General features: G+C 41.3%; 20 protein-coding genes. 15 read left to right on the forward strand and 5 right to left on the reverse strand.

Going from position 1 to position 25,138, the window contains the following annotated elements:
• Positions 1–275 precede the first annotated feature (275 nt).
• Positions 276–1,670, forward strand: a complete 1,395-nt coding sequence (locus tag V7L01_RS10460) for a TldD/PmbA family protein (RefSeq protein ID WP_335034427.1) — start codon at positions 276–278, stop codon at positions 1,668–1,670.
• A 64-nt stretch (positions 1,671–1,734) separates the two neighbouring features.
• Here V7L01_RS10460 and V7L01_RS10465 read toward each other — a convergent pair whose 3' ends face one another.
• A complete protein-coding gene (locus V7L01_RS10465) occupies positions 1,735–2,625 on the reverse strand; it encodes a hypothetical protein (protein WP_335034429.1) in 891 nt (296 codons plus the stop codon).
• A 260-nt stretch (positions 2,626–2,885) separates the two neighbouring features.
• Here V7L01_RS10465 and V7L01_RS10470 point away from each other — a divergent pair, with 260 nt between their 5' ends.
• The 3 genes from V7L01_RS10470 to V7L01_RS10480 all read left to right on the forward strand — a co-directional run bounded on the left by V7L01_RS10470 (position 2,886) and on the right by V7L01_RS10480 (position 6,250).
• Positions 2,886–3,416, forward strand: coding sequence for a pentapeptide repeat-containing protein (locus tag V7L01_RS10470; RefSeq protein ID WP_335034430.1), 531 nt, complete (start codon positions 2,886–2,888; stop codon positions 3,414–3,416).
• 367 nt (positions 3,417–3,783) lie between these two features.
• Entirely contained in the window at positions 3,784–5,349 is a 1,566-nt protein-coding gene (locus V7L01_RS10475) for a DUF1565 domain-containing protein (RefSeq protein ID WP_335034629.1), read from the forward strand.
• A gap of 118 nt (positions 5,350–5,467) precedes the next feature.
• Positions 5,468–6,250 (forward strand): hypothetical protein, encoded by a 783-nt coding sequence (locus tag V7L01_RS10480; protein ID WP_335034432.1) that lies wholly within the window; start codon positions 5,468–5,470, stop codon positions 6,248–6,250.
• Between the two features lie 32 nt (positions 6,251–6,282).
• Here the strand turns inward: V7L01_RS10480 and V7L01_RS10485 are convergent, their stop codons facing one another.
• On the reverse strand, positions 6,283–8,403 hold the full coding sequence (locus V7L01_RS10485; RefSeq protein WP_335034434.1) for a tetratricopeptide repeat protein: 2,121 nt from the start codon (positions 8,401–8,403) through the stop codon (positions 6,283–6,285).
• 586 nt (positions 8,404–8,989) lie between these two features.
• Here V7L01_RS10485 and V7L01_RS10490 point away from each other — a divergent pair.
• A complete protein-coding gene (locus V7L01_RS10490) occupies positions 8,990–9,250 on the forward strand; it encodes a hypothetical protein (protein WP_292759579.1) in 261 nt (86 codons plus the stop codon).
• 182 nt (positions 9,251–9,432) lie between these two features.
• Here the strand turns inward: V7L01_RS10490 and V7L01_RS10495 are convergent, their stop codons facing one another.
• Positions 9,433–11,214 (reverse strand): GmrSD restriction endonuclease domain-containing protein, encoded by a 1,782-nt coding sequence (locus tag V7L01_RS10495; RefSeq protein ID WP_335034436.1) that lies wholly within the window; start codon positions 11,212–11,214, stop codon positions 9,433–9,435.
• 108 nt (positions 11,215–11,322) lie between these two features.
• The gene (locus V7L01_RS10500) at positions 11,323–12,276 is read right to left on the reverse strand and encodes a 1-aminocyclopropane-1-carboxylate deaminase/D-cysteine desulfhydrase (RefSeq protein ID WP_335034438.1); all 954 of its coding nucleotides are present in this window, start codon (positions 12,274–12,276) and stop codon (positions 11,323–11,325) included.
• 220 nt (positions 12,277–12,496) lie between these two features.
• Here V7L01_RS10500 and V7L01_RS10505 point away from each other — a divergent pair, with 220 nt between their 5' ends.
• The 3 genes from V7L01_RS10505 (at position 12,497) to V7L01_RS10515 (ending at position 16,685) form a co-directional block, all read left to right on the forward strand.
• A complete protein-coding gene (locus V7L01_RS10505; protein WP_335034439.1) occupies positions 12,497–14,227 on the forward strand; it encodes a diflavin flavoprotein in 1,731 nt (576 codons plus the stop codon).
• Positions 14,228–14,315: 88 nt separating this feature from the next.
• A complete protein-coding gene (locus V7L01_RS10510; protein WP_012407378.1) occupies positions 14,316–14,828 on the forward strand; it encodes a phosphate-starvation-inducible PsiE family protein in 513 nt (170 codons plus the stop codon).
• A 120-nt stretch (positions 14,829–14,948) separates the two neighbouring features.
• Positions 14,949–16,685: a diflavin flavoprotein gene (locus tag V7L01_RS10515; RefSeq protein ID WP_335034441.1), complete on the forward strand. Its 1,737-nt coding sequence runs from the start codon at positions 14,949–14,951 to the stop codon at positions 16,683–16,685.
• Between the two features lie 66 nt (positions 16,686–16,751).
• Here V7L01_RS10515 and V7L01_RS10520 read toward each other — a convergent pair whose 3' ends face one another.
• Entirely contained in the window at positions 16,752–16,940 is a 189-nt protein-coding gene (locus V7L01_RS10520) for a hypothetical protein (protein WP_335034443.1), read from the reverse strand.
• Between the two features lie 502 nt (positions 16,941–17,442).
• On the opposite strand from V7L01_RS10520, the gene V7L01_RS10525 reads away from it, so the two are divergent.
• The 7 genes from V7L01_RS10525 (at position 17,443) to purU (ending at position 25,113) form a co-directional block, all read left to right on the forward strand.
• Positions 17,443–19,242, forward strand: a complete 1,800-nt coding sequence (locus V7L01_RS10525) for an iron uptake porin (protein ID WP_335034445.1) — start codon at positions 17,443–17,445, stop codon at positions 19,240–19,242.
• Between the two features lie 169 nt (positions 19,243–19,411).
• Positions 19,412–20,416 (forward strand): ABC transporter ATP-binding protein, encoded by a 1,005-nt coding sequence (locus V7L01_RS10530; protein ID WP_335034447.1) that lies wholly within the window; start codon positions 19,412–19,414, stop codon positions 20,414–20,416.
• Positions 20,417–21,229, forward strand: coding sequence for an ABC transporter permease (locus V7L01_RS10535; protein ID WP_335034449.1), 813 nt, complete (start codon positions 20,417–20,419; stop codon positions 21,227–21,229).
• Positions 21,230–21,374: 145 nt separating this feature from the next.
• Positions 21,375–21,719, forward strand: a complete 345-nt coding sequence (locus V7L01_RS10540; protein WP_335034450.1) for a four helix bundle protein — start codon at positions 21,375–21,377, stop codon at positions 21,717–21,719.
• Between the two features lie 36 nt (positions 21,720–21,755).
• Complete coding sequence (locus tag V7L01_RS10545) at positions 21,756–23,519, forward strand: GldG family protein (RefSeq protein WP_335034631.1); 1,764 nt, start codon at positions 21,756–21,758, stop codon at positions 23,517–23,519.
• Between the two features lie 88 nt (positions 23,520–23,607).
• Positions 23,608–24,231 (forward strand): DUF4340 domain-containing protein, encoded by a 624-nt coding sequence (locus V7L01_RS10550; protein WP_335034452.1) that lies wholly within the window; start codon positions 23,608–23,610, stop codon positions 24,229–24,231.
• A 27-nt stretch (positions 24,232–24,258) separates the two neighbouring features.
• On the forward strand, positions 24,259–25,113 hold the full coding sequence (purU, locus tag V7L01_RS10555) for a formyltetrahydrofolate deformylase (protein ID WP_335034454.1): 855 nt from the start codon (positions 24,259–24,261) through the stop codon (positions 25,111–25,113).
• The last annotated feature ends 25 nt before the right edge of the window (positions 25,114–25,138 follow it).

A 25,138-nucleotide genomic window follows, 5' to 3' on the forward strand; every position in this document is an offset into this window, starting at 1 on the left:
AGACCAAAAGGGAAAAGCCTGTCAATACTAAAAACAAACGCTGTAACCGAATTTTATTCTCACCTAACTACCTTAGCACATCCTTGAGTTCTTACCCATCCTAAAAAAGGAAGTACTAGCAGTCAGAGGGCTACGCGCAAGATTGGGTATCAAGAATTTAGTCCTAGCCCCCATTTTCTAGGTCAGCGATTCATGGGCGAACTCCAACATTGAGTAGCAGAAATTCCCCAAATAATTGCAAAATAAATGCAGTTCGTCATTGCTACTACTTGAAAATGCCGACTACACTTGCTGACGCCCAAAATTTACTTTCTGATCTGATCGCCCGCTATTCAAAGCGTGTAGATTATCTGATGATTCGCCTTGAAGAAGCAGAAGGGACTGATATCTTGTTGCGTGGCGACAAGGTAGAAACCCTCAGTGAAGGCATCTCCATTGGTGGACATATTCGCGCTTGTTATAAAGGTGGATGGGGGTTGAGCTGCTTTAACCATCTAGCGACAATCAAGGATCGGATAGAAGAAGCGATCGCTGCTGCGCGGATGGTTGGTGATGAAGAAACTTTACTTGCACCCATTGACCCGGTGCAAGCAGTATGCGTTCTCCCCCTCAAAGGCACCGATCCCCGAAAAATTCCACTCTCGCAGAAAAAACAATTATGCGATCGCTATGCCCAATTGCTCAAAAGCGTCGATCCCCGGATTACCACTACCTCGGTGCGTTACGGTGACAGCGCCCAAAAAGTGATCGTTGCTACCTCTGAAGGCACTTTCATCGAGCAATCTTGGGTAGATATGGAAATGCGCTTTGCCGCCACCGCTAGAAATGGCGAAACCGTACAAACTGGACGGGAAACTACTGGCTCTCGCAAGGCTTACGAAGATTTAACTAATTTGGATGAACAGATAAAAAGTGCTGCTCAAAGAGCGATCGCCGCTTTATCTCTACCACCTGTCAAAGGCAATACTTACACTGTAGTCATTGACCCAATTCTCACGGGTTTATTCGTCCACGAAGCCTTCGGACATCTTTCTGAGGCCGATATGGCTTACGAAAACCCCGATTTGTTGGAAGTCATGACCATCGGACGGCGATTTGGCCCAGAAGAACTCCAAATTTTTGATGGTGCTGCTCCAGAGGGACATCGCGGTAGCTATTTTTACGATGATGAAGGCACACCAGCCACTACTACGCAACTAATTAAAGATGGAGTTTTAGTTGGACGTTTACATTCTCGTGAAACTGCTGGCAAATTGGAGGAAGCGCCTACGGGTAACGCCCGCTGTCTCAACTATCACTTTACTCCCATTGTGCGGATGACAAATACCTGGATTGAACGGGGTAAAACGCCAGTCAAAGACTTATTCACCGATATCAAAGAAGGAGTTTATGCCCGCAATTGGTTGGGTGGGATGACAAATGGGGAAATGTTCACCTTCAGTGCTGGGGAAGCGTGGATGATTAGGAACGGCAAAATTGCTGAACCTGTGCGGGATGTAACGCTTTCGGGAAATGTATTCCAAACTTTAGCGGATATTGAGGCAATTGGTGATGATTTTTACTGGGATGAATCCGGTGGTTGCGGTAAGGGAGGGCAAAATGGTTTGTCAGTGGGTTGTGGCGGCCCTAGCCTCCGAATTCGAGATGTAGTGGTTGGTGGGGAAATGTGAACTACCCGCCGCTATACCCAGTATTTTGGGTATAACGGCGGACTTACGGCAATTAATAAAAGAATCAATTTGCTAGCCAAAAAGCGACGTTACGCACATAAGTTTTGATATCTTCTAAGGCGCGTGGCTCTTTTTTCATGCCATCTCCCGGTGCTTCATCTACAAAAGTGGGACAACCTTTATTAATATCCCAGTTGTAATCTACTAAATGATGGAAGCTGGAATTAGCTACTGCTCGTCCTAGTATATTTCCCCGATCGTCTTGATGATGCTCGATTGCTACAAGCAGATTGAAATTACGACCTGTAACTAAACTTTTACCCAAAGCAATTACTCGCGCATTGGCATTGCCCGAAGGTACGCCAATACCGCCTTCGTGGGGATGTGTTGGAAAAAATTCGATACTTCCCGAAGGGGAATTGGGATTTTTTAAAAGTTCGTGAATGGGTTCAATAATGGTGATTTTTTGATAATCACCGTTAGCTCCAGAATGATAGTTGGGCCAGGAGATATAAGTTGTGTATGAATCATCTCGGCTCCAGCGAGATTCATCGGGATCGGGATTTTTGGTGTTGAAATAGTGAACATCACCAATGTCAACTAAACCACACATCGAACAGCCCATATCTTGATGATCGCGTGTTGTTAAAATACCGCCGCCGCGTTGCCGAAAAGCATTAATTCCGGCAATGTCTTTTTCGGTTAAACCGTTATCTACCTCTAAGCCAAATAGCCAAAGTTCATCAAAATCTGATTTGTCGAGACTACTTAAAACTGAGTCACCACCTACTGCATCTGATTCGTAATCGCGTCCCGTAACTTCAAATAAGCAGTTTCCTGCTTCGTCTTTAATCGATGCTAAGTAATCTTGTAACATCGAGAAACGAAAAATGCTCCAGTCATCTTCAGTCGTAGGAATCGTAGTCTGCAAAAGAATACGAATTGGTTTTGCCATAACCTCTGCCAGACGAACACCACAATTGAGTATAGCGATCGCTTTGCACTAATGCTTAAATTTTTAAATCCCTCAAAATCCGTCCCAAGGTAGTAGCGTTAGTTGTTAAGGATAGCTAACCTAGATAAAGGTGATTAGTTAGATGTTCGCTCTGGTTTGATTCACCACACCAATCCTCCGTGGCGCGTGCTGGGGATTTACTCCCTGTCTTGAGTGACCTGGATAGCTTCAATCAAACGTTCCTTAGCACAGTGACAGATATGAAAGCAGATCAACTCCTGAAAAACTATGCCGCAGGTGTCAGAGACTTTACTGGTGTCAATTTGAGCGAGGCAAATTTAAGGGAAGCCAATCTCAGTGGCGTAATTTTAGATAAAGCAGTTTTAGATGGAGCTAATCTGAGTCACGCTAATTTAGCCCAAGCCAGTTTAATTGAGGCAGACTTAAATGGAGCAGATTTGAGCAATGCTGACCTTACTGGTAGCAACTTAACCGGAGCTATTTTAGATGGAGCTATCTTGGATGGAGCAGCAATGGAAGGAGCTAATTTGACTCAGGCTGACTTGACGGTTGCCAAATTGATTGACGCTAACTTAAGTGAGGCGGATTTACAGGAAGCAAACTTGGTAGCAGCGAATCTAGATGGAGCCGATTTGAGTGGTGCAGACTTAACTGTAGCCGACTTATCTCAGGCAAATCTTACTCAAGCAGATTTGAACCAGACAAATTTGAGCGGAGCAAATTTGGATGGAGCCAATATAGAAGGAACAATCCTAGATGAAAATGTGTGACATCTCCCACTACGGTGTACACAGAAATCGAAATAAAGCTCGATTTCCCATTGTTGTTTCCTTCCTATGCTCCGCATGGCAACGGCTGATTAGAAGCTGCTGACTCCAGATATTGAGGAGCAGCCCAAATAAATGAATGCATTCCCAGGCTCCAGCCTGGGAATTTTGAGCTTGGAACACCGAACGCCGATCTGAGAACTTGGAATGTTGAGTGAGAGTCTATAACTTGCGCGTACACATTATCCGCTTGCAAGAAAAAGTAACGTAGATATATTTTATACACACAAGAATACTACTTTGAAAAAGTTTGCTACAAGTAGTGTTGTTTATGATTGTCATAATTAAAACAATTGACTCTCAACTATCAATGGTGAACTCTAGCCTCGTTGTCACACTCTATGTCAACCCTATGACAGGGAATGATACCAATACTGGTTCGCGGTTGAGTCCGTTTAAAAGCCTCACCCGTGCCTTAAAAGTAACCAAAATCACCACGAAAATTCATCTGGAATTGGGGACTTACAGCACCGCTAGTGGTGAGGTGTTTCCACTGGTCATCCCTGGAGGGGCAACAGTGGTGGGTAACGAAGCGAACAAAGGTGCAGGGATTATAATTTCCGGGAGTGGTGAGTATCAAAGCCCCAGCTTTGGTATACAAAATATCACGTTTCTCTTGGTAGATAATGCCAGTCTTTTAGGTGTAACTGTAACCAATCCCTCAGCTAAAGGTACTGGTATTTGGATTGAATCGGCTGCACCTACTTTAGCTAACAATACTTTGAGTGACTGTGGGCGAGAAGGTGTGTTTACTAGCGGTACTGCCAAACCCACAATTTTAGATAACATATTTTTGCAAAATACTGCTAGCGGGTTAACGATCGCAGGTCATAGCCAAGGAGAAGTACTGCGAAATGTATTTGAAAGAAACCTTTTAGGCATAGCAATTAGTGACTTTGCCACTCCTGCGATCGCAAATAACAAATTATCAGAAAATCGCACGGCGATCGCACTTTCTCGTAACGCTCAACCTGTGCTGCGTCAAAATCTGATTGCCAAAAATACCCAAGGTGGTGTATTAGTTAATGGCAATGCAGCCCCCGATTTAGGTAATCCCCAAGATCCCGCTGATAATATTTTTCGTGATAATAATGAATTTGATTTATACAATGCCACTACACAAAAGCTAGTTTCTGTAGGTAATCAATTAAATCCTTCTCTAGTCAAGGGCTTGGTCGAATTGATCCCAGCCAGTCCAATCGCGATTAGCGCCACTGACTCAGATGCCCCGATAGAATCCCCATCTCCCCTTGTTCCCTTGCCCTCCCCTCCCCGCTTTGCGTCTCTCCAACTAGATGGACATTGGGCGGAATCATTTATCCAGGCATTAGTGAGCATGGATTTAACTCATGCTTTTGCCGATGGTAGCTACCAGCCAGATAAACCCATGACTCGCGCCCAGTATGCAGCTTTGGTGGCGATCGCTTTTAACCCATTTCCCAAAATCTCAGCACCTGATTTTACGGATGTAGCCAAGGATTTTTGGGCTTATAGCGCTATCCAAATCGCGGCTAGCGGTGGCTTTGTTGGCGGATTTAGCGATCGCACTTTCCGCCCCGATCGGAATGTACAGCGGCTACAGGTGATTGTCTCCCTAGTAAACGGATTAGGACTACCAGCTGGTCATAGCGATGCCTTAGAAGTATATAGCGATCGTCATACCATTCCCGACTATGCCCGGACAGCCGTTGCCACTGCTACACAACAAGGAATTATTGTCAATTATCCAGATCCGAAAGTGCTTGCACCTTCACGTTCGGCAACACGCGCCGAAGTTGCAGCAATGGTTTATCAGGCATTAGTCGCGATTGGGCGAACATCTGCGATTAAATCAGTCTATGTAGGGTTGCATTCCAGAAGTTGGCAAGTAAAATAGGGAACACTGCCTATCGGCCTAGAAACTCTTGGAAAAAAAACCATGTAGTTAAAAGCACGCTAGGCTAATATGCGATGGGTGACCAATCTTAGACCTATTGCCTAAAGCTAATAGCCCCATGTTAACAACACTTCCAGATACCTCTGCCAACTTGGCGATCGCCTTATTAATTAACTATAGTTTCGATCTCAGTGGCTATACTGCCAATGAGCTAGTTGAGCGTTGGCAAACGCAGTACCCACTTAATTGGCTACACCTGGCAGTGATTGAGGCACTATATCAAGGTCGTTATAAAGCGGTTTCCGTGCAGCAAATCCTAGTATTTTGGCAGCGCCGGGATCAGGCAACATATCATTTCAACATGGAATTTGAACGGATGATTTGTAGCAAATTTCCCCAAAGCTTAACTTCATCGCCTGCACCAGCTCTGCCGCCAGCCAAAAAGAATCCTACTGTAGAGAAAGTGACGAGTCCTCAATTACCACCAGCTAAGATTCGTAACGGCTATCAACACAGCAATACTGCAACTCTACAACTGAAAAGTTCCGAACCAAAGACATCTTTGAGTCAAGAACAAGGGAAGCAGGAAGATAGAGACAATAAAACCGTCTTGAAGTCTCCGCTTTCTGGGAAATTTACCTCTTCGGCAACCCTTCAGCTATCGTCTGCTGTCAATCAAAGGCAAACTTCACAAGAAAGCCCACCGCCCTGTCCATCAGCAAGCCATCATCAACGACAACCAAAACTGCTCCCACCCGCTCCGATTCATGCCCCTATTGGGCAATTTACTCCAGAAAAAAGCGATCGCTCTGAGTCTTTTACATCTAAACTCAAAGCGATGTCTGGGGAGCAAGGGAGCAGGGAGCAGGGAGCAGGGGAGCAGGGGGAGAATAAGAAATAACTAATGACAAATGACAAATGACAAATGACTTTTTATTCTGCAACTAACTGCTTAAAGCGCTCATCCTCAGCAATTTCATCAAAATCGAGGTCAGTTGCTGCGTCTTCTTTATACCTGGGATTAAGTTCAATTGCTTGTTGTAGAGTTAACAGAGATCGGTCAACTTGCCTTTGGAGTGCGTAACAGGCTGCTTTATTGTAATGAGCACTGGCATAATCTGGCTTAATTTCTAAAGCTTTGTTAAAACTAGCGATCGCTTCATCATCGCGTCCCAATCTCACCAAAGTATAACCGCGTTTATCCCAGATTTTGGGAGAATTTGGTTGAAATTCCAGCGCTTTTTCCAAGGAAGCTATTGCTTCTTCATATTGTTCCAAAGTTACTAGGGAAAGACCGCGATTCAACCAAGCAACTGCATCATCCGGCTTGATTTGTGTAGCTTTGTCAAATGAGGTAAAGGCTTGCTGATGCTGTTGTAAGTTCCCAAAAGCAACGCCGCGATCGCACCAAGCTTGATGATAATCTGGCTGAATCTGAATAGCTCTATCATAGGAAGCGATCGCATCTTTGTAGCGTTTTAATCTCCCTAGAGTTAGACCTCGTTTTAACCAAGCCACAGGTTCATCAGGTTGGATTTTAATCGCTTGGTTGTAAGCTGCGATCGCATCTTCATAACGCCTTTGCGAAAACAGCCCATCTCCCTGTTGTAAATACTCATCAGCAGTTAATCCCGGTTGTTGTGGCTGTTCTTGTATTTCTTCCTCAACTTCAGAATTTACAACCTCTGGGATGGATGCATCTGCGATCTCAATGTCAACTTCAGAATTCACCGCCTCTAGGATAGATTCAGGTGTAATTTCAGTTAGTTCCTGAAGAATGAGATCCTTTCTTTCTTGGGCATCCAATTGTAACTCAGAGAGTTGAGAAACAAACTCAGTTTCTAACCTTTCTAGCTTTTCCAAAATGAGAATTTTTTGTTGTTGAGCATTCCATTGTAAATCTGAGAATTGGGAAGTAAACTCAGAACCCGATTTTTCTAAATTTTCAATGATTAACTCTTTGCATTTTTGAGCATCTACTTGTAACTCCGATAGGTGAGCGGCAAATTCTGACTGCAATGCTGTTAAATTTTCAACAATTTTATTTTTTTGCTCCTGAGCATCTACCTGTAATTCAGATAATTGAAATTTTAATTCTTTATCTAATATTCCTAAATTTTCCAGTGCGATCTCTTTTTGTTTTTGAGCATCTATCTGGAATTCTGATAATTTATCAGCAAATTCTGACTGCAATTTTGTTAAACCTTCAAGAGCTATATCCTTTTGCTTTTGAGCATCAGACTGCCATCCATAAAGTTGAGATGTGAACTCAGATTTTGATACCTCTAAATCAGCAACAGCTAGTTCTTGCTGTTGTTGCACGCCTAAGTTTAAATTAGACAGTTCCTCTGCCATGACAGATGCTAATTTTCTTAGATTATCCAGTGCTATATCTCTTTGTTGTTGAGCATCCAATTCTAACTTAGATAGCCCAGAAGCAAATTTTGACTCTAAATTTCCGATATTTTCTTGAGATTTTTTTAGTTCAGTTTCTAATCTACTTAATACCTGTGCTTTCGCTAAATCTAGCTCAGATGTAAGCATAGAGACATTTTCTTGTCCATTTTTGATTTTTTGTTGTAAAACAGTCGTTTCCTGTTCTAATTCATAATTGATTTTTTTAGCTTCTTGAATAACATTTTCAGCCTCTTGCTTAACGGTAGTTAGCTGATTTTGTAATTTTTCCATTCCCTGTAGTTGTTGCATTGCTCTATCAACAATTTCACGGATTATCACCCGTCGCAAAAGCCAAAATAAAGCAATGATTGCAACTGGAAATAGACTTAATATAACTAGCCAGATATTAAGTAAGATAGTTGTACGGCTAAAAGCGCTATTAAAGTCAGATTGAACTTGCTGTTGGATTCGCTTTTCCGCTCGTAGTCGTGCTAATTCTTCCCGTTCCTGACTCGATAAGGCTGGAGTAGGAGTTAGTCCTGGGGAGGGTAATGGTGCAGATTGTCCACTGGCAATTCCAACGGATAACAGTAAGGGTAAAAAGACAATAGTACTTTTTACAATTAAAGCGAAAACAGCTTGATTTTTGCTCTTCATAACAACCATCTCAGTCTGTTGGTCAGTTTTTGAAGCGGCGTGCTTCTCTCCAATCTATAACAGAATTAAGTAGTGAAATGTTGTAGAGGCAGTGGTAAATGCTGAACAATCCTTAACTAATCCGTTCCCTCATCCCTTAGTGTACGTAAAACTTCAGCGGTGCAGTGCAGTCAAGTTTTTGACAATTTTTTTTGTGAGGTACTAAGCTAAAAAACATCTAAATTGCATAATCAGATTAAATCAAACTCTTGTGGGGTGGGCATCTTGCCCGCCCTAGTTATGCAATTTAAATGTGGAACAGCTTATTATAACATTACTAAGTTGTAGCTACTACCAAAGACTGCAAAAACTAAGCAGCACAAATAAGATTTATCAACCTGTGGAATACAGTTTGCAGGAGCATAGATGCTTTCTTAGACCATTTACAGAACTAGGTTCGGACTTTGTTCCTATAAATTGGAGGGCGTTGAAACTAGAATTTGCACCTGTAGGCGAAGTGCAAGTGTTGGTACTTCGCACTAACATTAGATTATCTACGGTAAGCAGATTACTTGACCTAAAATTAACTTAACAAAGGCGGTAGAAAATGGGTCGGCTAAATCCTTATACACTGCAATTGCAGATTACCCGAATGTTTGAGCAAGGGCAATCATTTTTTGCCACAACCAAAGTACAGGAATGGTTAAAAGAGCGCAAACACAATCCAGAAGATTATGACATTATTTTCCATAAAAAACCTGCGCCTCCTGGTTCCAAAGAAGTAATGGTAGTGGAAATTGAATTACGCCGCAAAGATGGACAACCTGTAGATCCTTGGTTGCAGGAGCAGGCAAATCTCCATGCTTGATTTTAGCAACTAGCAATTTTCAATTTAAATCCATATTATCTATAATTTACCAAAATATAGCGTTCCCAATTGCGGAACGCTCTTTGTTATCAAAGTATGAATATCTCACGTATAGGAGCGGGTGCGTTGGGCAAATTTATTATTTTCATCCAGCAATACTTCTTTTTTAGGCAATCCCTTATTTAGGAAGAGCTTTTATCGGTGCGATCGCCTGTATCAAAAACATTAAATTCAATCCCGTCTAACTTCAGTCTTAAAGCCTCTAATAAAAGATTTACTCTTTTTTCAATAAAAATTGTTAGGGCGTTTTCAGGAAGTGCATCGGCTCTTGACCATTCAAGAATAATTGTCGGTATAAGATGAGAGCGTAGCACTGTCTCTAAACCAGGCTCGTCATATTCTTTGAGATAATCTAATGGATTTTTATCGCTAATTTTCAAATTAGTTATTTGAGATAGATAGGCAATATTCATCAAGCTGTCAGATTCTATTTGACTCGCAATGCCACTCTGCTTAATAAAGTTGACTGGAAATATATGGTGCAGGTTAGGCTTATCTGTTAGCAGATAATAAACATCAGACAAAACATATTGATGAGGTTTTGCCCAATCTTTTGGCTCATGGTTTGCATAAAGTGATAGGATCGCTCTGGATAAACGACCTCTAGAACTGTAAAATGATTTTTTTAGCTGATTTCTATCAATTTTAAACTGATTGAATGAGTAAGTATTCGTATTTTTTTCTTGATTAATAAATTCTATATGTTGCCAAAGGTAGGTAGTATTAGATAGCAAATCTTCATTGTGAAAACAATAATACCAAAAATACTTTTCTAGAAAACTGTAATTTGGTTTAATATTACGATAAAAATATGCTGTTATAGTCAGATATAAATATCGGTAAGGAATTAACTTTGGCCCCTTGATATGCAAACAATTATCAAAAAATTTAAAAGTATTAGCGATGGCTGTTTTAAAATCTGACCATACAGCTTCAATATGTTCTGTTTTGAGATTATTAAGATATTTATCAGTAATATTTTGTATACCTGCATCAGGAAATTCAAGTTTTACTACTACAGCTAGCATCTGAAGCAATGTCAAGCTATCAATATATTTATACTGAGTACTAGGAATATTAGCTTGAAAATTTTTCACTAATTCACGAAGATAAAACCCAGAGATATTATTTGCTTTATCTTCAGGACGAAAAGTTTTAGCAACCACAATATCAAAGATATTTAATGGTTTGCCAGCTTGATTAATCCGCTCAAATATTTGGCAGACTTCTGCAACTTCAATACCTCGTAGCTCAATCAAGGAAATCTTGTAATAAGCAAAAACATCTCTAATTCTTCTCAATTGTTGTAAATAAGGATGCTCAAAGTCAGTATAACCATTTTTATAAAGATTCCTTTCTAACTCACTATAACTGGTAATAAATTCTATTAAACTAACAATTAATTTTTCTTGATAACGCTGTGTTTTTCCTGAATTTGCTTTTAATTGACCATTCTTATCATCAATTTCATCCCAAAATAAAAATCTTTTTGTGTAGCTTATATCATCAATAACATCAGTCAATTCAACAGTTAAGTCTATATAAAGCCTTGGATCAAAATTTTCTTTATTAGCAATATTGCCTCCATATATTGACGTTAAAAGGGCAGTTGTCCTTTGTTGACCATCTAAAATATATTGGTATTCATGAGAGTTAAAATTATCAGTAAATTGAATACCGCCTATTTCTCTATGGCTTTCTAATTTTGTATTGGTTTTCCAAATTAAAATACTTCCCAAAGGGTAAAACTTATAAATACTATCCCAGAGCTTTTTTACATTCTCTTTCTCCCAGACAACATCTCGCTGAAAAGTTGGAATTTGGTATTTTTTATCTAGGAGATTTTTCAAATAATCAATGATACTATTATCATCTGGCTTAATCCGATTAGTGTATGTAAACATTGAATTAACCTTACATAACTTTGGGTAAATATCAAGATTGGCTTATGAATTTTACTTATATTAGTAAAATTCCATACAAAGGTAACTGATATTTAATTAAGTGGCAACTCAGATTTTAGAAAATCTCTGCAACCTTTCTTCCATTCCAACGTTTCCCTGTAAGCCGCCTGTGTGTACCAACAGTAATGAGTCGCCTTTACAAAAAAATCCCTGCTGTAGTAAATCCATCACTCCGTAAAACATTTTGGCGGTATATACGTAATCAAGAGGTATGCCATGTTCCTGTGTAAACTGTTGCCCGAACAGTATTAACTCATCGTTCACCTTTGCATAGCCGCCGAAGTGGTAATCACATACCAATTCCCAGGAAGCGGGAGAGTTAGATGGTGTGGGTAAATCAGAGGTGAGGTAATTTTTCAATAAACTTTCAATTTCTTGTGCGAGAAATGCCCCATTTTTTAGAACGGGAAAAGCGATCGCTCTTTGTCCTTCATGCAACGAAAGCGCAATACCTGCTAATGTGGTAGCTGTACCGCAGGCTACGCATATACGATCGAATGCGTAGCCTGCCGTAGGCATCGCATCAGCAATTATCTCTGTGCAGCCGCGCACACCATTTAAATTACTCCCGCCTTCGGGAATGATAAATACCTCGCCAAAACGTTGTTGCAGATATTCTTCTAATGCTGGTGTGTTGCGCTGTCGATACATCTCGCGGTTCAGGTACACAAGCTGCATACCCTGTTGTACAGCAAAACTCAGCGTAGGATTCAACGGTAGCCTCTCCTCGCCTCGAATTACGCCGATGGTGCGAAAGCCGAAAAGATTACCAGCCGCCGCAGTTGCATAGATGTGATTGGAATAAGCGCCGCCAAAGGTTAGCAGCGTTGTGAAATTTTTCTCCTTAGCCTCCAAAAGGTTGTATTTCAGCTTGAACCACTTGTTGCCGTTAACCAAGGGGTGCATGAGATCGAGGCGCAGCACATAGAGATCGACACCTGCGCGACGGGCGATTTCGCTGTTGATTTGTTGTAGAGGAGGAGCAATAAAGGTTAACGACATGTGTCAACATTCTAACTGAGAATCTACATTTTCTCACGTTCATTATTGAACATAAAAGTAATGATAAACATTGATTAATTCAATGGTAACTCCATCCAAATAAAGAATAAATCTTTCTGATGATTAGCTTTAGAAATTGGCATTTTACTAATTGAGTGTTTCAGGTAAATATAAGAAACAGAACACTCGCTCCAGATAATATTCTTTTTGGAGAAAATAAATGGTTGCACTCACACAGCTTACTCAAGTTATTTCCAATCCAGGGCGTTTGACAATTCAAACTGTTGAAATTGCTCCTCAAACTACTGCTATACGTTGTCTCGACTGGGATCGAGAACGTTTTGATATCGAGTTTGGTTTACGGAATGGTACAACCTACAATTCTTTCTTAATTCAGGGAGAAAAAGTTGCTTTAGTTGACACATCTCACCGCAAATTTGAGGAATTATATCTTGAGGTAGTGGCGGGATTGATCGATCCGGCTAAAATAGATTATTTGATTATTAGCCACACGGAACCAGACCACAGTGGATTAGTCAAAAATATTTTGGAATTAGCTCCCTCTATTACTATTGTTGGTGCAAAGGTAGCTATTCAATTTTTAGAAAATATGGTTCACCAGCCTTTTAAATCAATGCAGGTGAAAAGTGGAGAACGATTAGATTTAGGCAACGGACACGAATTAGAATTTATCTCTGCACCTAACTTACACTGGCCTGACACAATCTTGACTTATGACCACAAAACTTGCACTCTCTACACTTGTGATGTGTTTGGGATGCACTACTGTGATGACCACACCTATGATGAAAATATTACTTCAATAGAGGAAGATTTTCACTATTACTATGATTGTCTCATGGGCCCCAATGCCCGATCTGTCTTGGCAGCTTTAAAGCGGATTGAAAAGTTAGAAATAGGAACAGTTGCTACGGGACATGGCCCGTTATTACAACACTATATCTCCGAATGGCTCGGACGCTATCAAAACTGGAGTTTAGAACAAGCAAAAACAGAGACATTAGTGGCTCTATTTTATGTTGAAGATTACGGCCATAGCGAACATTTAGTCCGTTCCATAGCACATGGATGCGCGAAAACAGGCGTGGCAGTAGAATTAGTAGATATCAATAGTGCCGAGCCTCAAGAAGTTCGAGAATTAGTTGCACAAGCTTCTGGTTTAGTAATTGCAATGCCACCCCAATCTTCGGCGATCGCTCAAGCTGCTTTAAGTACAATTTTAGCTGCTATTCACAAGAAACAGGCGATTGGTTTATTAGAGTCGGGAGGTGGAGAAGATGAACCTGTTTATCCTTTACGTAATAAGTTTCAAGAACTGGGATTAACTGAAGCTTTTCCTCCTATTTTAGTTAAGGAAATTCCTACCCAAGCAACGGAACAGCTTTGTGATGAAGCGGGGACAGATATGGGTCAATGGTTGACCCGCGATCGCACCATTAAACAAATCAAATCTATCAATACCGAGCTAGAAAAAGCTTTAGGGCGGATTACCACAGGATTGTATATTATCACTGCCAAAAAAGGAGAAATTCAGAGTGCAATGCTGGCTTCGTGGGTGACACAAGCAAGTCTTGAGCCTTTAGGAGTAGCGATCGCAGTATCCAAAGATCGGGCAATTGAATCCTTGATGCACGTTGGCGATCGCTTTGTTTTAAATGTTTTAGAAGAAGGCAAATATCAAGGATTAATGAAACATTTTATTAAGCGTTTTGCTCCTGGTGCAGACCGTTTTGCTGGAGTGAAAACATATCCAGCTAAAAATGAATCGCCTGTTTTAGCTGAAGCTTTAGCTTACATGGAATGTGAAATTACTAGCCGCATGGATTGTGGAGATCATTGGGTAATTTATAGCACAGTCCAAACTGGAAGAGTTGCCAAGCTAAATGCGCTTACTGCCGCCCATCATCGCAAGATTGGCAATCATTATTAAATTGTCATTGGTCATTGGTCATTGGTTATTATTTCCCGCTGGTTCCTACAGACGCGATGAATCGCGTCTCTACAACTCCCAAAAAACTATGTATAAATCTGTTGAAAATACCCCGATTACCATGTACGAAATCAATCGTGGGCGCGTTGTCCGAAGCTTGGAATTTATCCAAGATGTAATTGTAATTTCTTTGTGTATCGGTTTATTTAGCTTCATGGTGCTTCAGGTGAGAGATATGTTTCTCTCCTTACTTCCACCTCTAGATTTTCATGCTGTTACTGCCGATATTCTCTTTTTACTTATCTTAGTTGAGCTATTCCGACTGCTGATTATTTACCTACAGGAACATCGAGTATCTATTGGGGTAGCTGTTGAAGTTTCCATCGTTTCTGCCTTGCGAGAAGTCATTGTTAAAGGTGTTCTAGAAACAAGTTGGAGTCAAGTTTTAGCAACTTGTGCCTTTTTATTAGTGTTGGGAGTACTATTGTTCCTCCGAGTTTGGCTACCCCCTACCTTTGAAGGTATCGACCCGGAACAAGAAGTCTCCAAACGCTATAGAAGCCGAGCCAAGTCTGAATTAATACAAAACAATGGTCATTAAAAATAGGGAGTAGGTAGAGACGCGATTAATCGCGTCTCTAGGGAGGAGAATCTTCTGCTATGTCCAATGCTCAATCCCTAATTCCCAATTCCCAATGCCCCATTATTAACAGAGGTTATTATGTCTGCTGCCACATTAATGCCCAACCATAGCAGAGATGTACAAGTTGTTGAAATTGGTAAAAATACTCTGATTCTACGATCGCGGACTTGGGACAGACTAAAATTTGAGGTGGAGTATTCCCGTCAACGGGGAACTACAGCGAATTCTTATCTGATTCAAGCTGATAAAAAGGCTTTAATTGACCCTCCCGGCGAATCTTTTACCGAAATTTACCTTCAGCAACTTGCACAACATCTAGATTTCATCTCCCTCGATTACATTGTTCTCAGTCATGTCAATCCGAACCGCAGAGCAACCTTGCAAGTATTGCTCTCTCTGGTTCCTCAAGCCACTTTAATTTGTTCTCGCCCCGCCGCCAATGCTCTCAAAATTGCCTTTCCCCAATGGGAATCACGCATTCAAGCGGTGCGATCGCAGGATACTTTAGATTTAGGACAAGGACATCATCTATCATTTACCACCGTACCGACTCCCCGGTGGGCGGATGGACTTTGTACCTACGATCCCGCTACAAAAATTCTCTACACAGATAAACTTTTCGGCGCTCATATTTGCGAAGATATTTTGTTTGATGAAGATTGGAAAGGATTAGATGCGGAACGTCGTTACTATTTTGAATGTCTCCATGCGCCGCAAGCGAAACAAGTCGAAGTAGCCTTAGATAAATTGTCGGTTTTGGGAGCCAGATGTTACGCCCCAGCACACGGGCCTGTTGTTCGTTACAGCCTCAGCCGTTTTACCTATGATTACCGTCAATGGTGTCAAGGGCAAAAATCTCAAGAATTGAGTGTTGCTTTGCTCTATGCTTCTGCTTATGGAAATACGGCAGTTATGGCGAATGCGATCGCTCAAGGTTTGATTCAAAATGGAATTAATGTAGAATCAATCAACTGCGAACTAGCCGATTCTGCGGAGATTAACCGCATTGTAGAAACTTGCGATGGCTTAATTATTGGCTCACCCACTTTAGGCGGACATGCACCGACTCAAATTCAAACTGCTTTAGGAATAGTTCTCTCGGTGGCGGCTAAAACTAAGTTAGCAGGGGTGTTTGGTTCCTACGGCTGGAGTGGCGAGGCAATAGATTTAATTGAAAGCAAGCTCAAAGATGCTAATTACCAACTAGGATTTGAAACAATTCGGGTGCGTTTCAGCCCTACTCCTGAGATTCTTCAGCAGTGTCAAGAAGCAGGTGCTTCCTTTGCCCAAAACTTGAAGAAAACTAAAAAACTGCGTTCTTCCCGCCAGGTTGTGACAGAAACCCATGTAGATCGTACCGAACAAGCGGTGGGGCGGATCGTTGGTTCTTTGTGTGTTGTGACAACTCGCGATGAAGAAACTCACAAAGGGGTTTTAACTTCTTGGGTATCGCAGGCAACTTTTAACCCGCCAGGAATTATGATTGCGATCGCTAACGAGCAAAATGCAGATTTAATGCATCATCCTGGCGATAAATTTGTGCTGAACATCCTCAAAGAAGGAAGAAATGTCCGCCGCTATTTTTCTCGTCACAGCACTTTAGGAGATAATCCTTTTGCAAATCTGGACACAAAAACTGCTCTGAATGGTTGTTTGATTCTGAATGAGGCATTAGCCTATTTAGAATGTACGGTGCAAAATCAGCTGGAATGTGGCGACAGATGGTTAATTTATGCCGTCATCGATCGCGGTGAAGTGTTGGAAAATGATGGTGTCACGGCTTTGGAACATCGGAAATCTGGCAGCTATTATTAATCTGACTGTTAGCGCTTGTCTAAAAAACCTATTTCTTTGTAAAGCTACGGTATACACACAAGTCTTTTAGAGTTGCAATGGCATTGTTTTGGCTGACAATGCCATTGTTTCGTCTGACAATGCCATTGTTTCACCTGACAATGCCATTGTTTCGGCTGACAATGCCATTTTTTTGACTGACAATGGCATTGTTTTGGCTGACAATGCCATTGTTTCGTCTGACAATGCCATTGTTTCGTCTGACAATAAACTCATTATTGATTGCACGAGCGATCGGGTTATATATTTTAATATTATCAAAAAGTTATCTCGTATTACATTAAATAATACATTAATGTTGTTTGTACATATTTAAAAAATAAAAACTTCAAAAATGTTTATTTTTGTAAAAGATACATGGTAAAGTACCACTTATCAAAACTATAGTGTATCTATAAAGTTTAAGTAGTTTGAAAATGTCAAAAAACATTTTTAAAGCGATGAATTACTTACTTATGGCTAAGTAGTTCTTAAAATCCCAATTTTGAGATTGAGAAAAGCTGCAATTATCCTCAGCCGATGCATCGACTGAGATATTACTATGTGAATTCTGTACAAAGTAATTTTGTGCAGCATAGATTTGCATAGTTAATCAGCAAACTCTCAACAAAAAGAGTATTTAATTCCTGGAGCTTGCTTTTGCAGGTTAGCTTTAGCTTGTGAATAATTAGTATTCGCAAAAAACAGTGGTGTTTTATTTTGTGTGTGAGTAATGAATATGAATTACTACAAGTTAATGTGTCCGATAAGAGTCAGCTGGCTGTGCTTACTTACTGCTTTCATTTCGCTGGGTGCATCTCCTGCGACTGCTCAATCAAGCGCTGACAATACTGTAAACAATTTCGATCTCGCAGACAAAGACAACAGTAGCGCCTTTTCAACTAATTTTAATTCTTTAGAATCTAATGCGATCGCTCAAGTAAATTCTGTATCTCAATTATCTGATGTCAAGACAACAGATTGGGCTTTTCTTGCACTGCAATCGGTAGTGGAGCGTTACGGTTGCATTGTCGGATATCCTGACAGTACTTACAAAGGAAATCGTGCCTTAAGCCGTTATGAATTTGCTGCGGGATTGAATGCTTGCTTAGATAGAATCAACGAACTGATTGCTACTAGCACTGGTGATTTAGTTAAGAAAGAAGATTTAACTACTCTCCAAAAACTCCAGGAAGAATTTACATCTGAACTTGCGACACTGCGCGGTCGAGTAGATGCCTTAGAAACTCGCACAGCTACCTTAGAGAAACAACAGTTTTCTACCACAACTAAGCTTAATGGCGAAGCGATTTTTTCTTTGTCCACAGCTACAGGTGGAGAACCAGGTAGCCAAGATGCTAAATTAGCCTTTAACAATCGCGTCAGGCTTAATCTTACCAGCAGCTTTAACGGCAGTGATTTGTTGATTGTTGGACTTCAAGCTTACAATTTCAGATCCACAGGTTCATTTTATGAAAGAGGAACCATTCAAGGCCAATTACTGCCGAATTCAAGTTTGCTTGGCGCAGGCTCAACTAAATTAAGCTTTGAACCTCAATTTCCTGGTTTTAATCCCCAGACACTACAACCTGATGGCGGAGCAAATTCAGTTAGTCTTTACAAGCTAGCTTATGTCTTACCGTTGTCTCAGAAATTCGTTGTTTTTGGTGGAACAAATGCAGAGATTACAGATGTTTTTCCTGCCATTACTCCCTACGCCAGCGATAGCCAAGGCGCAATCTCTCGATTTGCAGGTTATAACGCTGCTGTCAGAGTCACAGGAGGTACTTCTGGTACGGGTTTATTAGCAGGTGCTGGTTTCTTGTGGAATCCTTCAAAACAAGTAGGACTCGGAGTTATTTATGGTAGTGGTTCGGCTCCGATATCAGAAGATCGTGGCCTTTTAAACACACCTTTGGGAGGAGGTTTCTTTAACGGTACGCAAGCGATTGCTGCACAACTGACTCTCAAACCAATCTCAAGTCTTGATATCGGCATCAACTATGCACACAGCTACCACACAATCAACATTCTAGGTACAGGCTTGGGTAGTGCAGATATTGTTTCTATTCAATTTACTCCCAATGCAGGACAACTGGCGAGATTTGGCGGTAACGCAACATTAGCAACTCTTGATGAGCCAATCAATGTAAATTCTGTTGGTGCAACAGTAACGTGGCGGTTTGCGCCGAAAACATCCTTGTCACTATCAGGTGCATTGCTTTTTGCTAATCTTTTGAATGTAGATGCCTCTACAACCTTCAGTAGTTGGTCGGCTGGGTTGCACTTTAGAGATATATTCCATGAAGGGAACACCGCCGCCGTCATTTTTGGACAGCCGCTTTACCGAGAATCTGTAGCGGGAATTGCTTCTCGTCCAGAAGATGCGACTCCCTACCATGTAGAAACGTTTTATAACTATCGGGTTAGTGACAATATCTCCATTACCCCTGGTGTGTATTTTATCTTCAACCCGGAAGGCTTTAGTGCTAACGAAACAGCAATAGTAGGCGCACTTCGCACTACTTTTACTTTCTAAAGCGCCAGTCTAGTAGAAGTTGGGATTGGGGATTGGGGATTATTTTGACACAAAGAGGTTTTTCAGGAACTTTACCCTTTGTCAGCTAATCTTTGTGCCAGTCCCCCATACCCAAGATTGCGATCTAAGATTGTTGGGTATCTTATAAATTGCGATCGCCACTATACCGATGATTGAAGTTGAGCATCTAAGTAAAATATACGGTTCCACCCCAGCGATTACTGATGTCACCTTTAGCGTCGAGCCTGGGGAGATTTTAGGGTTGTTGGGGCCCAATGGTGCTGGTAAAACCACAACCATGCGGATTCTGGCTGGTTATTTACCGGCAACTAATGGAAATGCCCGAATTGCTGGTTATGATGTCCATGAAAATTCCCTAGCTGTACGCCAACGCATTGGTTATTTACCCGAAACACCACCGTTATATCCAGACATGACGGTGGAGGGATTTTTGCATTTTGTCGCCCGAATTAAGGGAGTATCAGCAGGCGATCGCCCCAATAAGGTAACAGCCGCTATCGAACGCTGCAACTTAGAAGATAAGCGACGAGTAATTATTCGCAAACTCTCTAAAGGATACCGCCAAAGAGTAGGAATTGCTCAAGCGATCGTCCACGATCCACCAGCGATCATTTTAGATGAACCCACCGTTGGACTCGATCCCCGACAAATAATTGAGGTGCGGAATTTAATTAAAAGCCTCGCTGGTACTCACACAATTATTCTTTCCACGCACATTCTGCCAGAAGTGAGCATGACTTGTAGCCGCGTCGCCATCATCAATCGCGGTAAAGTTGTGGCAACTAATACACCAGAAAACTTGATGACTCAGTTGACAGGTGGCTCCGGGTATGAGTTGGAAATAGAAGGAGAACCTGCTCTAGCGAAACAGGTATTGCAAAAAGTCGCGGGTGTGAGTTTGATAGAATCAATTCCCACAACCGGAGGCCATCAACCCCAGGCAAATCGCGCTTATTTGCGGGTGATATCGCAACCGGGAAAAGAACCAGGAAAAGATATTGCCACAACATTAGTGCGGGCAGGATTCGGTTTACATGAACTGCGGCGAGTTAACGCTACCTTAGAAGATGTATTCTTGCAACTAACCACAGAAGAAAAAAATTTCGAGACTGAGGTAGACTTAGCAGCAGACAATGAAGGAGAGGCAGCGTAAATGGGTGTAGTACTGAGTAATATTATTGCCATTTATCGCCGAGAGTTACAGAGTTATTTTGTATCACCTTTGGCATATGCGATCGCTGGCATATTTTGGTTCGTCGCGGGGTTATTCTTCGTGATGATTTTGCTAGGGCCAAGTGGCATTTTGGTACAAGTCGCGGCAATAGATGCACAAGGACAACAACTAGGAGTGCCACTCCCGCCGATAGATGTCCCCTATGAATTTATCCGGGGATTTTTGGATAGTATGGGGTGGCTATTGTTGTTTATCCTGCCAATTCTCTCGATGGGACTCTATGCCGAAGAACGTAAACGGGGCACTTTAGAACTGTTAGCAACCTCACCAATTACCAATTGGGCGGTAGCTTTAGGTAAGTTATTAGGCGTGCTAACATTTTTTATCACGATGGTTCTACCCATGCTAGTGTTTGAAGCGATCGCCATTAGTGGATCGAATCCACCAATGGCGCTCTCAATTCCCTTGCTGGGTCATTTTGGATTAATCTTGCTAGCAGCGGCAATTTTATCTTTAGGTATGTTTATTTCCTCATTAACAGACAGCACAATTTTGTCTGCTGTTCTTACCTTTGCAGTAATTTTATTGTTGTTATTCATTGATTTAATCGCCAAAATTATCCCTGGCCCCGTGGGCGAAGCCTTAGGTTATCTCTCGTTGCTGAAACATTACAATAATTTCATTCAAGGCATTTTTGATACCAGCGGCTTAATTTTATTCGCCAGTTACATTTTTTTGGGCATCTTTCTCACAGCTCAATCAATTGATGCATTGCGCTTTCAAAGGCAATAGTCATTGGTCATTTGTCATTTGTCATTTGTCATTGGTCATTAGTTAAAAAATAGTGACAACTAAAACTATATGGACGAAAATTGAGTGACTAAAAATCAGCAAGACAACCGAATAAATGGCAACGAAGCGTTTCCAATAATTACAGGTGTATCAATTATCAGAACAATTAGCAGATGACATTTGGAAAATTGTTGAAGGATGGAATTATTTTGCAAAAGATACGATTGGTAAACAGATTGTACGTTCAGCCGATAGTATCGGTGCCAATATAGCGGAAGGTCTAGGAAGAGGTAGTTTTCAAGAGAATAGACGTTTTATAAAGATAGCGAGAGGCTCTTTGAATGAAACTCAACATTGGTTAAGAATAGCTCACACTCGTAACCTTTTAACTACCGAACAGATAAATGCAACCAAAACAATAATTAACGAACTCGCGCCAAAATTAAACTCTTACCTAAACTCAATTGGCAATATACCAGATGACAAATGACAAATGACAAATGACAAATGACAAATGACAAATAATATGAAGATAGTTGCAAAAAAGAAACTGTGGAAATATCTGTTTTGGTTGGGCCCGTTCCTAATTGCTGTCGGCTTAACAGTTGGATTAGTCTCTGAACAATGGGGATTAATTCCATTAGTATTTATAATTACAGGAATTGTCATCAGTGGATTGGGGATAATATGGCAAAGCTATGAGACTAACTGGTGGAAGCGTCGTTCTACCCAAGCTGGCACTAATGCCCTAGTGGCAACTTTGGCAGTATTAACAATTTTGGGATTGATTAACTTTTTGGGAACTCGCTATCACCTGCGGGCAGATTTAACAGAAGCTCAATTATTTACCCTTGCGCCCCAGTCACGCGAACTGGTAAGGGTTTTACCACAGCCAGTTAAAGTGTGGGTATTTGATATTAACCAAAATCCCCAAGACCGAGAACTACTAGAAAATTATCAACGGCAAAGCTCAAAATTTAAATATGAGTACATCAACCCCGAAGCTAGACCAGGACTTGCAGAAAAGTTTAGTGTCAAAGGTTACGGGGAAGTTTATTTAGAATCTGGCGATAAACGGCAATTAGTCCAGACGATAAATGAAAATGAGCGATTATCTGAAATCAGATTAACTAGTCGCCTGCAACAACTAATAAATTCAACCACAGCCAAAGTTTACTTACTCCAAGGTCATGGCGAACGCCAACTTTCGCCTGCGAAAGATGCAATATCACAAGCAGTTCAGGCATTAGGCAATAAAAACTTTACAACATCACCTCTGAATTTAGGAGAAACTTCTAAAGTTCCTCAAGATGCGGCTGTAGTGATAGTAGCTGGCCCCAAGCGAGGGCTGTTTGAAGGCGAAGTCAAAGCTTTACAAGAGTATCTTAATCGCGGCGGTAACTTACTGCTGATGATCGATCCTAATACCGATCCCAAACTTAACAGCTTGCTGCAAGAGTGGGGCGTTCGTCTAGATAATCGTTTAGCAGTCGATGTCTCTGGCGAAAGCGTCGTGGGACTTGGCCCTGCTGCGCCCTTAGTCACAGAATACGGACAGCATCCGATTACCAAAGATTTCGATAACGGTAATTCTTTTTATCCGATTGCCCGACCACTGGAAATCACCTCTGTGCCTGGTGTTCAGGCTACTCCACTGCTACGAACCAAACCCTACCCCAGCAGTTGGGCAGAAAGCGACCTCCAAAGCGAAAAATTGGAATTTAATGCAGATAAAGACCTGAAAGGGCCTCTAACCTTGGGCGTTGCCTTAACAAGAAAGCAAACACCTAAATCTGCTTCCACTCCCCAAGCTTCACCCCTACCATCACCAATTACCCAAGGCAAGACTAGCCCTACTCCTTCCCCTTCCCCCAAAACTCCGCAAGCCTTACCCCTACCATCACCAACCACTCAAAGCAAGGCTTCCCCTACTCCCTCTGCTTCCCCTGCCTCCCCTGCCTCCCCTGCCTCCCCTGCCTCCCCTGCTCCCTCTCCCCCCGCTTCCTCATCTCAAACACCCACTGAGTCCCGGTTAGTGGTTTTAGGAAATTCCGAGTTCGCCACCGATGGCTTGTTTCAACAGCAATTAAATGGAGATGTATTCCTCAACTCAGTTACTTGGCTGAGTCAACAGGATCAACAACCCCTTTCTATTCGCCCCAAAGAACCGAAAAACCGTCGGATAACCCTGACAACTACACAAAGCAATCTTTTAATATTGTCATCTCTGTTGGTTTTACCCTTAATTGGGTTTGTGGCGGCAGTTATTATCTGGTGGAAACGACGGTAAGAAGAGACGCGATTAATCGCGTCTGTACAAGAGTTCGGAGTTATAAATATTAACTCTTTACCAATGACAAATGACAAATGATTAAAAAATGAAATTGCCGCGAACAACTTTAATTTTGATACTGCTAACGCTTGGTTTAGGTGGTTTTGTTTATTTCCATGAAATTCGGGGTGCGACTGTGCGAGAAGAAACCAAGAAGCAAAAGCAGCAAATTTTCTCTTTTGCAGAAGATGATGTGCAGTCTTTAACAGTCACGACAAAAAAACTCACCCTGAATCTGGAACGTAGTCCTGGATCTAGTAACCCCAAGTGGTTAATCAAATCTCCGGTATCTGGCCCAGCAAATGATGCCATTGTTTCTTATTTAATGGATTTGTTGGTCAAAGGTAATAGCGATCGCACTTTACCAACTCCAGCAAAAGACCTTAAAGAATTTGCCCTAGATCGACCCCTAGCAACTATCAATATCACCTTGAAAAACCGACAAAGCCATCAGTTGCTTTTGGGTAAATCTAACTTTAACGGTCGTTTTTTATATGCTCAAGCTGACCCTGCTGCTAAACCCGATGGAAATATAAACGTGCTGTTGGTATCTACAGATTTTGCAAATGCCGTGAATCGGGAATTATCAGAGTGGAAACAACCTGTAGATAATAGTCAAAAACTTCCTCCGCTCACGATTCCTAACCCAACTCCGGCAAACAGCAAATAATTAATTAAAAAATCTGGCGATATTATTATGACAAATCCGACAGCAACATTGCTGATTTCCTGCCCCGATCGAAGAGGATTGGTGGCGAAGTTTGCCAATTTCATCTATTCTAATGGTGGTAATATTATCCATGCAGATCAACATACAGATTTTGCTGCTGGGTTATTCCTTACGCGCATTGAATGGCAATTAGATGGGTTCAATTTGCCGCGAGAATTTATTGCCCCTGCATTTAATGCGATCGCACAACCTTTAGGCGCTAAGTGGGAATTACGTTTTTCTGATACAGTACCACGCATTGCTATTTGGGTAAGTCGCCAAGACCATTGTCTATTTGATTTAATTTGGCGACAACGTGCTAAAGAATTTATTGCTGAAATTCCTTTAATTATTAGTAACCATTCTAATTTAAAGGGAGTTGTAGAGCAATTTAATATTGACTTCCAGCACATTCCCATAAATAAAGATAATAAATCAGAACAAGAAACCCAACAATTAGAATTATTACGCAAGTACAAAATAGATTTAGTTGTATTGGCGAAATATATGCAGATTGTTAGTGCAGATTTTATTAATCAATTTCCGCAAATTATTAATATACATCATTCATTTTTACCAGCTTTTATCGGAGCAAACCCTTATCACCGAGCTTTTGAACGTGGTGTGAAAATTATTGGTGCAACTGCTCATTATGCCACTGCTGATTTAGATGCAGGCCCAATAATTGAACAGGATGTGGTGCGAGTTAGTCACCGTGATGAAGTTGATGATTTGGTGAGAAAAGGCAAAGATTTGGAGAGAGTTGTATTAGCAAGAGCGGTGCGATCGCACTTACAAAATCGTGTATTAGTCTATGGAAATAGAACAGTAGTTTTTGAGTAATTTTATACCCAAAGGAATGTAAACA

It is taken from the genome of Nostoc sp., assembly GCF_036917095.1.
In the GTDB taxonomy this organism is placed as follows: domain Bacteria; phylum Cyanobacteriota; class Cyanobacteriia; order Cyanobacteriales; family Nostocaceae; genus Nostoc.

Coding starts and splice junctions, on each gene's coding strand:
- V7L01_RS10545 (WP_335034631.1), top strand. CDS start 21,756: ATGAAGATAGTTGCAAAAAAGAAACTGTGGAAATATCTGTTTTGGTTG.
- V7L01_RS10465 (WP_335034429.1), bottom strand. CDS start 2,625: ATGGCAAAACCAATTCGTATTCTTTTGCAGACTACGATTCCTACGACT.
- purU (WP_335034454.1), top strand. CDS start 24,259: ATGACAAATCCGACAGCAACATTGCTGATTTCCTGCCCCGATCGAAGA.
- V7L01_RS10530 (WP_335034447.1), top strand. CDS start 19,412: ATGATTGAAGTTGAGCATCTAAGTAAAATATACGGTTCCACCCCAGCG.
- V7L01_RS10505 (WP_335034439.1), top strand. CDS start 12,497: ATGGTTGCACTCACACAGCTTACTCAAGTTATTTCCAATCCAGGGCGT.
- V7L01_RS10515 (WP_335034441.1), top strand. CDS start 14,949: ATGTCTGCTGCCACATTAATGCCCAACCATAGCAGAGATGTACAAGTT.
- V7L01_RS10485 (WP_335034434.1), bottom strand. CDS start 8,403: ATGAAGAGCAAAAATCAAGCTGTTTTCGCTTTAATTGTAAAAAGTACT.
- V7L01_RS10510 (WP_012407378.1), top strand. CDS start 14,316: ATGTATAAATCTGTTGAAAATACCCCGATTACCATGTACGAAATCAAT.
- V7L01_RS10500 (WP_335034438.1), bottom strand. CDS start 12,276: ATGTCGTTAACCTTTATTGCTCCTCCTCTACAACAAATCAACAGCGAA.
- V7L01_RS10480 (WP_335034432.1), top strand. CDS start 5,468: ATGTTAACAACACTTCCAGATACCTCTGCCAACTTGGCGATCGCCTTA.
- V7L01_RS10460 (WP_335034427.1), top strand. CDS start 276: ATGCCGACTACACTTGCTGACGCCCAAAATTTACTTTCTGATCTGATC.
- V7L01_RS10490 (WP_292759579.1), top strand. CDS start 8,990: ATGGGTCGGCTAAATCCTTATACACTGCAATTGCAGATTACCCGAATG.
- V7L01_RS10525 (WP_335034445.1), top strand. CDS start 17,443: ATGAATTACTACAAGTTAATGTGTCCGATAAGAGTCAGCTGGCTGTGC.
- V7L01_RS10520 (WP_335034443.1), bottom strand. CDS start 16,940: ATGAGTTTATTGTCAGACGAAACAATGGCATTGTCAGACGAAACAATG.
- V7L01_RS10495 (WP_335034436.1), bottom strand. CDS start 11,214: ATGTTTACATACACTAATCGGATTAAGCCAGATGATAATAGTATCATT.
- V7L01_RS10475 (WP_335034629.1), top strand. CDS start 3,784: ATGGTGAACTCTAGCCTCGTTGTCACACTCTATGTCAACCCTATGACA.
- V7L01_RS10550 (WP_335034452.1), top strand. CDS start 23,608: ATGAAATTGCCGCGAACAACTTTAATTTTGATACTGCTAACGCTTGGT.
- V7L01_RS10535 (WP_335034449.1), top strand. CDS start 20,417: ATGGGTGTAGTACTGAGTAATATTATTGCCATTTATCGCCGAGAGTTA.
- V7L01_RS10470 (WP_335034430.1), top strand. CDS start 2,886: ATGAAAGCAGATCAACTCCTGAAAAACTATGCCGCAGGTGTCAGAGAC.